This is a genomic window from Colwellia psychrerythraea 34H (assembly GCF_000012325.1).
GTDB classification, from domain to species: domain Bacteria; phylum Pseudomonadota; class Gammaproteobacteria; order Enterobacterales; family Alteromonadaceae; genus Colwellia; species Colwellia psychrerythraea_A.
Window position 1 is genome coordinate 1,952,849 of sequence record NC_003910.7, and the last position, 13,393, is coordinate 1,966,241.

Genomic DNA, 13,393 nt, shown 5'->3' on the forward strand with positions numbered 1-13,393 from the left:
ATTCACGGTAAATTTTTAAGGTAACTTATGAAAAAGACACTTTATTTTAGAGAAAATTTTAGAAAACTATTTAGATTATCGTTAGTAGCTGTTTTGTTTAACGCTACCGCTGGTTATGCCACTGAATTTGCTTATGTCACCAATGAAAAAGATGACAATATTTCGGTTATCGATTTAAGCCTTAATAAAGTCATAAAAACAATCGCGATAGGCGAACGACCTCGAGGCATCATTTTCAATAAGGAACAATCACTTGCTTATATTTGTGCGAGTGAGTCAGATAGGATTCAAATACTCGATGTAGCAACAGACCAGATTATCGGTGAGCTACCTTCAGGTGAAGATCCTGAAACGATTGCATTACACCCAAATGGCAAAATTATTTATACCTCTAATGAAGATGATGCCTTGCTTACAGTGATTGATATTGACTCTGCGGCTGTTATCGCACAGATAGATGTAGGGGTTGAACCTGAAGGTTTAGCGGTAAGTCCCGATGGAAAAATTGTCGTGGTAACCTCGGAAACGACCAACATGGTGCATTGGATTGACACCAAAACCCATGAAAATTTTGCTAATACGTTAGTGAGTGCACGGCCAAGGTCGGCAAAGTTTACCGACGATAATAAATATTTATGGGTGAGCTCTGAAATTGGCGGCACTGTGGTGATACTTGATGTTGCCACGCAAAAAATCATTAAGGAATTTACCTTTGATATACGAGGTATTCATCATGACCGTGTGCAACCTGTTGGCATCGAATTAACAAAGGATGGACGATATGCGTTCGTGGCCTTGGGACCAGCAAATCATGTCGCGGTTATTGATCGTAAAAAAATGGAAGTTGAGGAATATTTATTAGTTGGCCGTAGGGTGTGGCAACTTGCTTTTAATCAGGATGAAAGCAAGTTATTAACCACCAATGGTATTAGTGGTGATGTATCAGTGATTGATGTAAAACGCATGAAAGTTACAAAATCAATTAAAGTAGGACGTTATCCATGGGGCGTAGTGATACGAAATGTGCCATGAGTATCGTCACAAAGGGTCTCAGTTTTTATTACGGTAAAAAGCCTGCAGTCGATGGTTTAGACCTCAGTATTACCAGTGGTTTTAATGTATTACTTGGTCCCAATGGCGCAGGTAAAAGTACTTTGTTCTCCATGTTAACGGGCCTTTATCAGGCGGCATCAGGGGATATTAAAATCAATGGTTATGACTATAAACATCATAAGTTGAACATTATGCAATCAATGGGCGTGGTTTTTCAGCAAAGTACGTTAGATTTAGATTTATCGGTTAAGCAGAACTTAACCTATTATGCTGCGCTACATGGCATTTCATCAGCACAAGCGCTCGACAATATCAGTGAGATTTTGTCCCAACTGCAATTAACAAAGCGACTCGATGATAAAGTCAGATCATTGAATGGCGGACATCGCCGTCGTGTTGAAATTGCTCGAGCATTAATTCATCAACCCAAAGTATTATTGCTTGATGAGGCAACGGTTGGTTTAGATATTGATAGCAGAAAAATGATCACAGAGTACGTTGGTTCGCTTAGTCAAAAATTAGGTATTTGTGTGTTGTGGGCAACGCATTTAATCGATGAAATATCAGCAGGTGATCAATTAATTATTATTGATGAAGGAAAAATTAAAGCACAGGGTATTAGTGGAGAATTATGTAAAAAGCATAATGTCACCGATGTATACCAGCTTTATCGCTCGTTAACGGCTAACGCGGAGCTCACTTGATGAATAATCGTTATCTTTATTGTTTTAATGGCATCGTTAAGCGTGAAGTTTTACGTTTTTTCCAACAACGTTCGCGTTTATTAAGTGCCTTAGTCAGGCCACTACTTTGGTTGGTTGTGTTTGCTGCCGGTTTTAGAGCCGCATTAGGTGTTTCTATTATGGAGCCCTACGGTACTTATATTACCTATCAGCAATATATTACCCCAGGGCTTTGTTGCATGATCATTTTATTCAATGGCATGCAAAGCTCGCTCTCTATGGTTTATGACCGTGAAATGGGCAGTATGAAAGTTCTATTGATGAGCCCGCTACCGCGACCTTTTTTATTATGTTGTAAATTAATTGCTAGTGCGTTGCTGTCACTTTTACAGGTAGTCATATTTTTACTTTTCGCTCGGCTAGTTGACGTTGATATCCCGCTAATGGGTTATGTTAGTTCAATACCTGCAATTTTCTTAATTGCCTTTTTCCTTGGTGCGTTAGGGTTAATGTTATCTAATCTTATTAAACAATTAGAAAACTTTGCCGGTGTGATGAACTTTGTTATTTTCCCAATGTTCTTTCTTTCAAGTGCCTTATATCCGCTGTGGAAAATGCAAGAAGCTAGTCTGTGGTTATATTGGCTTTGTCAGTTTAATCCCTTTACCTCATGTGTTGAGCTATTACGATTTGCGCTTTATGGACAAATGAATCTTGCTGCACTGACGACAGTGTTAATCGCCACAAGCATAGCGTCGTTTTTTGCTCTGATGAGTTTCAAACCGTTACATGGTCGTAAATAGCATTAAACGACTACTTTCCCCCCTTAAGGTAAAATTATTAACCTTAAGGGCACAGCCATTTTATTAAGTTGGTGATGTTATTGTCTGTAGATTAAGTCACATTTTTTATTTAAGTGAGGAATTAATTTAATTCGTTCTAATAATGTTTATTTAATAACAAAATAGTCTTATATTTACCTTAATTACAGCTGTTTATTTACACAATTATTCGTGATTTCTTCTTTCTACAACAAAGCGTACAAATTGCCTCCTTTCACACATCAACCACTTTAAGCTTTGTTTTTAACTCATTGATCTATCAATAACAATCAAGTAATCTCACTACATTATATAATTATGGACGATTTTTCCCATCTTGTAGAAAGAAGGAATTTTGTCTCATAATAACTGTTAGCAATATTAAAGAGTCTGTATGCAAATTAAATTTAAAGTGGCCAAATACGAAGATTCAGAAACCATAGGATCTTTGGTTGTTGACCTTACAAATGAAATTTGTGAATTAACAAAAGCTCAGCATTTTGATATTAATCTTAATAGTACAATTGAGCGTTGCCGTGAATTAATTAGTGATGGTCATTACGCTGCCATTATTGGTGAATATCAAAATAAGCCTGTTGCGGTTGTTACTTTTACAGAAACATATGCTTTATATGCTGGTGGTAAAATTGGTGTAATTCAAGAATTTTATGTTTCACCTGAACTTAGAGCTTCAGGTGTTGGTTCTACATTAATCGAACAAGTTAAAAAATACGGAAAGCAGCACGATTGGTCATGCATTGAATTATGCACACCACCTCTACCTGAATTTGAAAGAACATTAAATTTCTATCAAAAAAATGGTTTAATTCCTGTTGGTGGTCGTAAAATGAGACAAGCACTGGCGTAAAATAAAATGTGTCCGTTTTATCGGGGGAAGATCACTTTTATGCATGGCGACGACGTCCACGTTCAATGCGTGCTATTAATGATGCGGATTTACTTTTAAATATCAAACAAGTCTTTAATAACAATCATCAAACCTACGGCAGCCCACGCGTATTTCATGCATTAAAGCGTGAAGGTATTACAACGAGTGAGAAGCGTGTTGCACGGTTGATGCGAGAAAATGGCTTACGCGCTAGAGCGCTCAAGACTTATAGCAGGCCAGCTAAGGTGAAGTTCTTTTATAAAGCGATCAAAAACAATCGTAAAAACATAAGTAAGCCTGATGCTATCAATCAGCAATGGTCGGGAGATATTACGTACCTGAAAGTAGGATCGCGCTGGTATTACTTAGCCGTTGTATTAGATTTATTTTCACGTCGTATCATTGGTTGGGCTTTTGGTCAGAACAAATCAACAGCGCTGACACTGAAAGCGCTGCAGCTAGCAATAAAGAAGCGTAAACCGACACAACCCTTGTTATTTCATACTGACAGAGGCGCTGAATATCGAGCACATGTAGTGCAGCAGTTCTTAGTTAAACATAACATTACGGCGAGTATGAACCGTCCAGGTTGTTGTACTGATAATGCTGAAGTTGAATCATTTTTTCATTCATTAAAAGCTGATTTAATCAGAGGGAATGTCTTCGCGACTACTGATAAATTACATTCAAAATTAAAAGGTTACATGAACTATTTTTACAATAGACAACGATTGCATTCAAGTTTAGGATATAAAACACCTGCTGAGTTTGAATTGGCGGTGAATTAAAGTGGATGGTGTCCACTTTATCGGGGGAAGATCACAATTACAGTTGGTTTTTGCTCCTACGTCGCTTATTTTAACCAACTGCAATTTGCCCATTATTTGGGCGTTATATTTATCTCGAGGTTAGTGCTTAATAATGGATGATGAGTCTAATAATAAAATGAGTTATAAGCAGTCCGCATTTCTATGGTGGTCTGTGTTTTGGAGAAGCATTTTAATTGGAGTATTTCCATTAATTTTCATAAATCTGTTACTTGTTAAAGGATTTGGTATTACAGATTCATATGCAACTTTGTTAATTAATTTGCTCTGGATTCCAGTCACTATTGGTATTCAATGCAGGGTGATTAATAGCAAAAAATTTAATACATTTAGCATTAGCGTTTCTAATAAAATAGATAGCTAAAAATAAATATAACAAGCTAATAAATAAGGACAAAAAACAGTTGGCTGTTTTCGTTCCTCAATATTTTAGCCAACAATTTTTTGCCCATTATTAGGGCGTTAGGCTCTTTATATAACTAGGGTGTAATTTGAAATATCTCATTCTTAATTTTTTGTTATTTCTAATCGGTGTTGCTGGTTTGATGGTCATTAATGTCAATATCTTTGAACTAGGAGATTCTAAATTCGATAAAGGTCTTGGAACATCTCTAGGGTTCTATTTTCCTATCTGGTTTGTATTCTATCTGCCTCATATCATTACTTGCATGCTAATCCTCAATTTAAAAATTGTATCGACAAGAGTGCAAGCTATTACCTTGCTTTGTTTTACTCTTATGATTTTATTGGTTGTAGAAATATCGTTTTTACTTAATGTTAAACTTGGAGCAATATTTGTAGAGTGGGTAGTGATTTTACTATGCGCTTGCTTTGCTCGTCGTTGGCTATCAAGAACAGAGTCAAAATAGCCTAACAAGCTGTTAAACAAGGACAAAAAACAGTTGGCTTTTGCTCCTTCGTCGCTAATTTTAGCCAACAATTTTATTGCCTGTTAACTGGGCGTTATGTGTAAAGGATTATGATGAGTAGTTGGCAACATCCTAAGAATAATGGATTGGATGACATAGAATATAATTTCGGCTTGAAAGGCGATGAAGCTAAAGAGCTAAGCTTCTTATTAAATGAGGCGTGCCACGTTTATCATTACCATGCTGAGGGATTATGGGTTTCAGATGATAAAGATTCATATTCCAAAGGGTTGTTAAAATTTATGGATAAAAATCCAGAATTGGAATCACGCTTAATTCGGAGTAATGAAAGAGTTATTAAAATGATAACTTTCAGGGCTTTAGAGTTAAAGTAGTTTACACATAACAAGCTGTTAAACAAGGACAATGAAGTTCCTCCGTTTTAGTGGACACCTTCATAGTTAGAATATGTCTAATAATGTAAGTCGAATTAATTAAAAAAAAGCCACATATAATGTGGCTAAAATAAAAACAAATAAAATGTGAGTAAGTTAAATCTGAGCTTTAGTGATCGTGCTCCTCTTCACCAGCAACACCTAACCACGCTGCTTTACCAGGTGTGAATGTTAAATCAAAGTGCCCAACTACGACACCTTCATGTAAATCAATTTCAGTAACTTCTTGCTCATGAACGATATAAATAATCTCGTGGGCTTTTGAAGAAATAATGAGTGGTTTTGAATCTTCCGCTAGGGCACTAAATACTTTAATACGACTATCTAATTGCCAATTATTTTCTGCTGAAAATACGTTTAATTGTCCCGTATTATCGAGAATAAGCATATGCTCGTTATGACCATCAAAGCCATAGGTTACGGAAGTAAGTGCTTCTTCTTTTTGCCAATTAAACGGGCTGATTTGCTGCGTTATTAAATCAACTAAAAAGAAACTACCACGTGCATTACCAATCATCACATTATTTTCTGAACTGCCCTTTAGTGAACCTATGCGAAGACCTTCTGACATGTCTGCAGGGTTAACAATCTTTTGTGCCGTAAATACACTACCTTGCTGCTCTATAGCTAAAATTCCATCACTACAGGCAAAAGCAATATGGGTATCTGTTTGAAAGCTACCATGTAAGTCAGGGCATTTAACATCAAATAGTTGTTCTTGGTGAAAGTGGTCATCATGTACTTCAAGCAGTGCTACCTGATCAGGCAAACTACCTTCCGCATCAATTTCTCGATGAGTAGCTAATACAAATTCACCGCGGATCTCAGCAGTTCCATGCATATAAGTTTCAAAGTGATGCTCTGCAATCGTTTTTTCTGCCGCAATACTCTCGTCACTTAACAAACTTAATGATGCATTAGCACCTGTATCTTTGTTGCCATCAAAAAATATTGCTACTTGTTCACCACGTGGGACAAAGTGAGTTGGTTTTACACTATTTAACGTAAAGCTTGTAAGCTCAGGTGCATCGGCATGTTGATCAAAGTGATCACCATGTGCTTCTTGCCATAAGCCGCCATCAATAAATTCAACCGTATCAAACGAGCGCTGCACTGCTACCGCATAACGGTTTTCAGGGCTTGCGTATAAATATTCAGCTGGGTTGGTAATCGAAATAGATTCAACTAAGGCATTATTTTCAAGATCAAAAATATGTACTACAGCTTGTTCACTATCCGCAATAGCTAAGCGACCTTTACCTAACTCCTCTTCGTGATTGTCATGGTCATTATCGATAGGTGTTGGCGTTTTTTCTATTTCGGTAATAGTAGTTTCACTGCCACCACAACCAACAAGTGCTGTCGCAGCACAGGCCAATAATAAGCTTTTTAACGAGATGATTTTCATGAATGTCCTTTAAAATATAGAGTGATGCGCCCCTCTATTGAAAGGCGCTAAATTTAAATTGAATGTAGGATTGAATTGATTTGCTGATTTAAAATGAACCGCGTAAACCCAGCGCCACTGAACGTCCTGCTAGCGGTGTTAAATCCTTTAAGAATGATGTGTGCACTTGTGCGTATTCATCTGTTAAGTTTATTGCTTTTAGATACACAGCTAAGTCATGCTGTCCTAAAGAAAAGTGATAGTTAACGTTGGCATCAACCATGACATAGCTGTCTGTTGAGGTTTCTAGTTCGGCAGTATGCGTTTGTTCAAAATAGTGGCTGACAAATAAGTCGGCAGAAATACTTTCGCCTTGATAACTTAATTCGGTCGCAATACGGGCAGGTGGTGTTCTAGGTAATTCTCCCCCCTCATCTAAACGTGCACGAAGCACATCACCTTGTACTCGCCAAGTAAACTCATCAGTCACTTGCCAAACAAGCTGTGCTTCAAATCCATATAAGGATACATCTTGAGCGGTAAAGGTATAAAGCGGTAACGTATGGGCTTCTTCTACTTCGCCGCCGTGTCCGTGTCCGCTGTGATCATGACCATCACCAGCCGAGAAACCAGTCGCTTGCTCATAGTAGTAATCATCTATTTGGTTATAAAAAACATTAAAGATGAAACCGAAGTCACCTTTAAACTTACGTAAACTTAGATCAATATTATTGGCGGTTTCCATGACAATATCATGATCAGTCAAACCAAAGTGAGCAGCTTCGCCGTGGTCATCATGTAATGCAAACAAAGCACCTACTTCATATGAACCGGTACCAATATGAGGACCAAAAGATAATAGTTCCGCAGCAGATGGAGCACGTTCTGAATGAGATAATGATAAACCTACATTATAACCATCGATGAAATCCCACACTAGACCAGCAGAAAGACTAATCGGAGTAAAAACATGTTCGACATTAAAATTGCGGGTATAACCTTGTGTTTCATGAGCCCCATGATCATGCGAGTCGTGTCCTGCATCATCGTCTGCGCCGTGATCATCATGAGCAGACTTAACGAGTTCAAGTTCTGGCAAACGAACTTTAGCCGCGGTCACTTCAGTACGTTCAATACGCGCACCAAGTTGTACTAAAAAGTCACCAAAATGACGTTCTTCTATCCAGGCTAAGCCGAGTGAATTTGTTTCTGATGGGGGTGTAAATGCCTCTTCGCCAACTGCAGTAAAATCACTTTGTTTATAGTGAAGACTTAAGCCACCACGCCAATCCAAGAAGTCTTGATGCAATAGTTCAACTCTCGCTTCTATCGACTCGTTATCAAAGGTAGTGCCGACCAAACCCAACTCTACTTCTGTATGACGATAATCAGTATAACCAATCTTGGTATTAAGTGATTTTATCACATTATTATCAAAACTAAGTTCACTTAATAGTTGAAAGCGATTTTGGGTTAAGTCGGCAGAAACTTCTATGTCTTCATCGCCATGACTATGGCCTGGTATACCGTATTCTTGTTCTAAATTCTGATAAGACAATCCAACAAAGCCGTTATCTAATAAATAACTGGTACCTAAGGTGAAGCCACTTGATTCCGCTGCTGAATTAGCTACTTCGTCAACACCATCTTTTTCAGGTATTTGATAGTTCTCGCTGTCGCGATAAAAGCCATCTGCATGTACCGCAATATTACCGGTACCACTGGTAAACGAGCCAGACGCTAATGTCTGCTCATTATTACTATTGTATTCTGTTAACCATTCACCTGAAGTCTCTGTACTTTTAGGAATACTCTCATTAACAATATTCACTACACCACCAATAGCACCACTACCATAAAACAAGGTTGCTGGGCCGCGTAGAACTTCAATACGCTCACTGGTTGATGTTTCAGTAGAAACAGCATGATCGGGACCAACACGTGAAGCATCGCCAGCATCTAAACCATTTTGTGTAATTAATACTCGTGGTCCGTCTAAACCTCGAATAATGGGGGTACTGGCTACACCACCATGAAAACTACTATGAACTCCCACTTCTTTGTTTAACGTATCACCCAAGGTATTCGCTTGGCGCATACGTAAGCTTTCACCGTGTAATACAGTGATAGGTAATGCTGATTCGATATTTGAGCTATGAAAAGGAGTAGCACTAACATCAATAATTTCTAGTGCTGATTTATCTAATTGTACCGTGAGTTCGGGATTCTGATTTTTAGCTAAGTCGACTTGAATATTTTTATGTACGTAAGCGCTGGCAACGACATGTAATTCATACTTTCCTAGCTCAACCGTTAGGTTAAACCTACCGGTATTATCAGTGCTAGTCACAATGTTGGTGCCCATAACTTTAACCGTGGCACCGCTAATAATCTTGCCTTCTTCGTTGGTAATCAAACCTGTTATTTGCTCAGCAAGTACTTGAGTACTTGAAGTAGCTAAGGCAAATGCACTTGCCAGTAATGTAAACTTATTCATGTTGAGACTAGATTCCAATGTGATAATGTAACAATTTCAATAATGTTATATTATCACATTATAAAAAGCAACAAGTGTAAACGTCTTATATATTTAATGTAACTTTATGGCTGTTTTTTTATTAAAAGGTGTTACCTGTAACAATTAAAAATTGCGATATTAAACCTCAAAATGCAACCGATGTAGACGTACTATTACGGTTTAGTTATTGATTGAACCATCAGTGGGCTGATGTTAATTTTGTTAGGTTTATTTTCTTATCAGGTGATCGTAGGTAAGGGGAGGGGTGAGCAATATAACTCACGCTCTATGTCTCTTTTTATCTATAAGTGGAAGCTAGAAGTAGGAGCTATAAGTGATAACATCTAAGCTTATCTCGTTACGCTGAAAGTATCTGTCTGTTAATTCAAACTCAATTCAGTCACTAAGCTTTATCAGCACATACACTTTTCTAGTGTAAAAAAGTCGCCTCGACAGGGCGACTTTTTCACTGGAAGCTTTATTCTGAAATAAAGCTATATCAAGGAAGGTATAAACAAAAAATCATTAAACAACTATGGCTTTTTAATTACCCATCCCTGAATATTTTACTCCTGAAAGTAGTGCTATTTCCCTATGCCAAGTAGCTAGGTCATTACTATTAAATTGTTCAAAAGAATCGTGACCACAAGCCCTCGCCATTACTGACATTAATTCAGTAGATGCTTCAAAAAAGTTTTTGAGCTGAACAGAAGATTTTTCTATATTTAAGCGTTGACGTAAATCTTTATTCTGCGTTGCAATACCCGCTGGGCAGTTATTCGTATTACATATTCTTGCGGCTACACAGCCTATTGCTTGCATAGCACTGTTCGAAACGGCAACACCATCAGCACCCAAAGCTAACGCTTTAACGAAGTCTATTGGCACTCGTAATCCACCTGTAATAATTAGCGTGACTCGACCATTAGCGCCTTGCTCATCTAGATACTTTCTAGCACGAGCAAGTGCAGGAATAGTGGGTACACTAATGTGATCTCTAAATATTTCAGGAGCAGCACCTGTGCCGCCGCCTCGACCATCTAAAATAATGTAATCGGCACTAGCATCTAATGCGAATTGAATATCTTCTTCGATATGATTGGCACTGAGTTTAAATCCAATGGGAATACCTCCTGTGACTTCACGTACGCGGTTAGCAAATTTTTTAAAATCTTCTACTGTGATTAAATCTTTAAACGTTGGAGGTGATATAGCGGAAGTACCTGCTTCTATACCTCGCACTTTGGCAATCTTCCCTATATTTTTGATACCGGGTAAATGACCACCTGTACCCGTTTTTGCCCCTTGACCACCCTTAAAATGGAACGCTTGAACATTCTTGAGTTTAGACTCGTCATAGCCAAACTGAGCACTTGCCAGCTCATAAAAATACTTTGAGTTAGCCGCCTGTTCTTCAGGTAACATGCCTCCTTCGCCAGAACAAATACCTGTTCCTGCAAGTTCGGCGCCTGTTGCTAGGGCAATTTTGGCTTCTTCAGATAAAGCCCCAAAACTCATATCCGAAACAAACAGTGGAATACGGAGTTTAAGTGGTTTTTTCGCTTTAGGGCCAATCACTAACTCTGTATTCACCACTACATCTTCCATCAGCGGTTTGGTGGCCATCTGTGCAACCATTACCTGCAGATCATCCCAGTGAGGTAGTTGATAACGTGGCACACCCATAGAGGTCATGGGACCATGATGTCCTAATTTAGATAAACCCTCTCGAGCCAATTGATGAATAAATTCAACGGTTGGCTCTTCCTTAGTTGCGTTAGCGGTAGGCATATTACTTACATCAACTGCTTGAATTTGCACGCCAGGTCCTTCTTTGCCCACTTGGTCTTTATCAAATTGTTTATGACTACCATCACAAAAAGGGCTATTGGCGGTATGCTTACATTGGCATAAATAGGCATCACCGCTTTCTTGGGCGGAAAAAGGCTTAGGTTTAAAATCTGTACCTGCATGAGAACCGTCACAGAATGGCTGGTTATTTGACCGGCCACAGGTACAAAAATAATATTCCTCATCCTGATTTAGACTCACTTTCTTTGGTGCTATCGCTGCAATTATAGGTTTAGTCATTTTAGTTTCCTTTTACTGCCTGTTATATAGTTCTATAGTTCTACTTAATTCCAATCCATCTTTTCTGTATTACCATCCCATATGGTAATAAGCCCAGATGCGCTCAATATTCATTGGCAACCATTGTTCGTAGTACTGCCAGTGCTCATACTTAGGTAGTTTTACTTGTTTCCTCAATGCATCGGGGCTGTGAACTCCTTCATCCATTTTTAGTTTAACTGCGGCCATTAAATCTTCGATGTAGACTCGTTGCTCTTTTATAACAGAGGCGGGGTCAATGGCCGGTTGATTCTCCGGACCATGAGCAGAAATAACGTAATCAACATCCATTAATTCAATTTCTTTTAAAGAACGAACCCACTCATCAGGCCAAAAGTCTGGCATGCCTCTAAAAGCAACTCGACGAGGTGTGACTATATCAACAACAAAGAGAATTTTTTCTTTAGGGAATCGCATCACAACAAGGCTATCACCGTGGTTTGGCCCAAAGTACGATAGTTCTAATGTTCGGTTACCTAGGGTCAAGGTGTAGGTATCTTCAAAAACAATGTCAGGTATTGGCAATACAGGACTTGGATGGTCTTTAAGCTGCTTTAATAGATTTTTATGGCCAATAAATTTCGCACCTTCAGCTTTAAATATATTACCGCCGGAAATATGGTCATGATGGTTATGACTATAAACAACATATTTAACGGGTTTATCCGTTATTTTTCTAATTTCACTTTGTAGTAGCTTCGCTGCTTTTGGGTTAAGGGGATCTGAAACAATTACACCGTCATCAGTGACGACAAAAAAATTACGATAAACCCACCAACGAAATACATAAATTCCGTTACCAACATGTTTAACACTGTGGCCAAAAGTTTTCCCACCCATAGGCTCCTGAGTTGGAAATTCTGGCGATGCTATTGCTAATGATGAAATGAACAATCCCAATATTAAGGTGATTGTTTGTATTGTTGTTTTCATAAGCTACTCCTTTTAAAATAAATGTAGATGATTATTTGTCCCACCACTCGTTTTGAATCTGAGCAAGGGTGTAACTTTTTCGCTGTTGCATTCTTAAATAGTAGCTAGCTATCTGTGGAAAACTATTATTGTTTAACCATTTACTGTAGCCCAACAAATCTAGTCTTGAGAGTATCACCGTCCAAATTACATCAGCTAAGGTGTAGGTATTGCCTATTAGAAATTCATTATCTTGTAAGAGTTTTTCAACAAATGTAATGGCTTCCAATGCACTTTGTTCAATATTTTCGATATGTGTATTATCAACCCGAAACGTTTTGCTCTTTTGTGAACGCTCAGCACAAACAAGGTAATTATCGCTAAGTTCAGGGAGTTGTTTAGACATTAAAAGTGATTTTGTAACTCGAGCATTCAATATCTTTTCAGATTTTTCCATTGAAGGGTGACGTGCGTAACTGAGAATTTGAAGATCAATATCATCTGCCAAGTCAATTAATCTCTCCATTAACTGAAGATCGTTTTCATCTTGAGGCAACAAGACGTTACCTTCAGAAACAGAAGCGACAAACCGAATGATATGAGCAGAGTCAGTCAATACTTTTGTTGTGCCGTTTCGAAACTCCAACGTGGGAATGACTCCCTTTGGGTTTAGTTTCAAATACCATGGGTCTAGTTGGTCTTGCTTTTGTACAATGTCGATAACCCGTCCCGACCAAGCAAGTCCTTTTTCTTCAAGTACTAGTCGAACCTTCATTGAACACACGGATAAAGGATGATGATAAAGCATGAATGAGGTCATAATGTTAATTCCTATTGATTCGAAAGTTG

General features: G+C 38.2%; 11 protein-coding genes and 1 pseudogene. 7 read left to right on the forward strand and 5 right to left on the reverse strand.

All coding sequences use genetic code 11. From position 1 onward, the window contains the following. The first annotated feature begins 27 nt into the window (after window positions 1–27). From CPS_RS08380 to CPS_RS08415, 7 genes and pseudogenes are all read left to right on the forward strand, one after another. Complete coding sequence (locus CPS_RS08380; protein ID WP_011042716.1) at window positions 28–1,032, forward strand: YVTN family beta-propeller repeat protein; 1,005 nt, start codon at window positions 28–30, stop codon at window positions 1,030–1,032. Next, a complete protein-coding gene (locus CPS_RS08385) occupies window positions 1,029–1,757 on the forward strand; it encodes an ABC transporter ATP-binding protein (RefSeq protein WP_041736825.1) in 729 nt (242 codons plus the stop codon). The genes CPS_RS08380 and CPS_RS08385 overlap by 4 nt, the downstream gene beginning before the upstream one ends. Beyond that, entirely contained in the window at window positions 1,757–2,539 is a 783-nt protein-coding gene (locus CPS_RS08390; protein WP_011042718.1) for an ABC transporter permease, read from the forward strand. The genes CPS_RS08385 and CPS_RS08390 overlap by 1 nt, the downstream gene beginning before the upstream one ends. Before the next feature lie 412 nt (window positions 2,540–2,951). Further along, complete coding sequence (locus CPS_RS08395) at window positions 2,952–3,425, forward strand: GNAT family N-acetyltransferase (protein ID WP_011042719.1); 474 nt, start codon at window positions 2,952–2,954, stop codon at window positions 3,423–3,425. A 35-nt stretch (window positions 3,426–3,460) separates the two neighbouring features. Next, window positions 3,461–4,234: pseudogene (locus CPS_RS08400) on the forward strand (IS3-like element ISCps9 family transposase); the annotation flags it as partial. Window positions 4,235–4,764: 530 nt separating this feature from the next. Then, window positions 4,765–5,142, forward strand: a complete 378-nt coding sequence (locus CPS_RS08410) for a hypothetical protein (protein WP_041736827.1) — start codon at window positions 4,765–4,767, stop codon at window positions 5,140–5,142. Window positions 5,143–5,255: 113 nt separating this feature from the next. After that, the gene (locus tag CPS_RS08415) at window positions 5,256–5,537 is read left to right on the forward strand and encodes a hypothetical protein (RefSeq protein ID WP_011042724.1); all 282 of its coding nucleotides are present in this window, start codon (window positions 5,256–5,258) and stop codon (window positions 5,535–5,537) included. A gap of 169 nt (window positions 5,538–5,706) precedes the next feature. On the opposite strand, the gene CPS_RS08420 is transcribed toward CPS_RS08415, so the two are convergent. From CPS_RS08420 to CPS_RS08440, 5 genes are all read right to left on the reverse strand, one after another. Beyond that, window positions 5,707–7,005, reverse strand: a complete 1,299-nt coding sequence (locus tag CPS_RS08420; protein ID WP_011042725.1) for a hypothetical protein — start codon at window positions 7,003–7,005, stop codon at window positions 5,707–5,709. Between the two features lie 88 nt (window positions 7,006–7,093). Continuing rightward, window positions 7,094–9,481: a TonB-dependent receptor gene (locus tag CPS_RS08425; RefSeq protein WP_041736829.1), complete on the reverse strand. Its 2,388-nt coding sequence runs from the start codon at window positions 9,479–9,481 to the stop codon at window positions 7,094–7,096. A 564-nt stretch (window positions 9,482–10,045) separates the two neighbouring features. Continuing rightward, window positions 10,046–11,593 carry a glutamate synthase-related protein gene (locus tag CPS_RS08430; protein WP_011042727.1) on the reverse strand — a complete coding sequence of 516 codons (1,548 nt, stop codon included), beginning with the start codon at window positions 11,591–11,593 and terminating at the stop codon, window positions 10,046–10,048. Window positions 11,594–11,662: 69 nt separating this feature from the next. Beyond that, complete coding sequence (locus CPS_RS08435; RefSeq protein ID WP_011042728.1) at window positions 11,663–12,565, reverse strand: MBL fold metallo-hydrolase; 903 nt, start codon at window positions 12,563–12,565, stop codon at window positions 11,663–11,665. 31 nt (window positions 12,566–12,596) lie between these two features. Then, window positions 12,597–13,364: a glutathione S-transferase family protein gene (locus CPS_RS08440; protein ID WP_011042729.1), complete on the reverse strand. Its 768-nt coding sequence runs from the start codon at window positions 13,362–13,364 to the stop codon at window positions 12,597–12,599. Between the last annotated feature and the right edge of the window lie 29 nt (window positions 13,365–13,393).

Excerpts from the sequence above, each read along its gene's own strand:
- CPS_RS08440 (WP_011042729.1), bottom strand. The coding sequence starts at position 13,364 with ATGACCTCATTCATGCTTTATCATCATCCTTTATCCGTGTGTTCAATG.
- CPS_RS08395 (WP_011042719.1), top strand. The coding sequence starts at position 2,952 with ATGCAAATTAAATTTAAAGTGGCCAAATACGAAGATTCAGAAACCATA.
- CPS_RS08390 (WP_011042718.1), top strand. The coding sequence starts at position 1,757 with ATGAATAATCGTTATCTTTATTGTTTTAATGGCATCGTTAAGCGTGAA.
- CPS_RS08415 (WP_011042724.1), top strand. The coding sequence starts at position 5,256 with ATGAGTAGTTGGCAACATCCTAAGAATAATGGATTGGATGACATAGAA.
- CPS_RS08385 (WP_041736825.1), top strand. The coding sequence starts at position 1,029 with ATGAGTATCGTCACAAAGGGTCTCAGTTTTTATTACGGTAAAAAGCCT.
- CPS_RS08420 (WP_011042725.1), bottom strand. The coding sequence starts at position 7,005 with ATGAAAATCATCTCGTTAAAAAGCTTATTATTGGCCTGTGCTGCGACA.
- CPS_RS08435 (WP_011042728.1), bottom strand. The coding sequence starts at position 12,565 with ATGAAAACAACAATACAAACAATCACCTTAATATTGGGATTGTTCATT.
- CPS_RS08425 (WP_041736829.1), bottom strand. The coding sequence starts at position 9,481 with ATGAATAAGTTTACATTACTGGCAAGTGCATTTGCCTTAGCTACTTCA.
- CPS_RS08430 (WP_011042727.1), bottom strand. The coding sequence starts at position 11,593 with ATGACTAAACCTATAATTGCAGCGATAGCACCAAAGAAAGTGAGTCTA.
- CPS_RS08380 (WP_011042716.1), top strand. The coding sequence starts at position 28 with ATGAAAAAGACACTTTATTTTAGAGAAAATTTTAGAAAACTATTTAGA.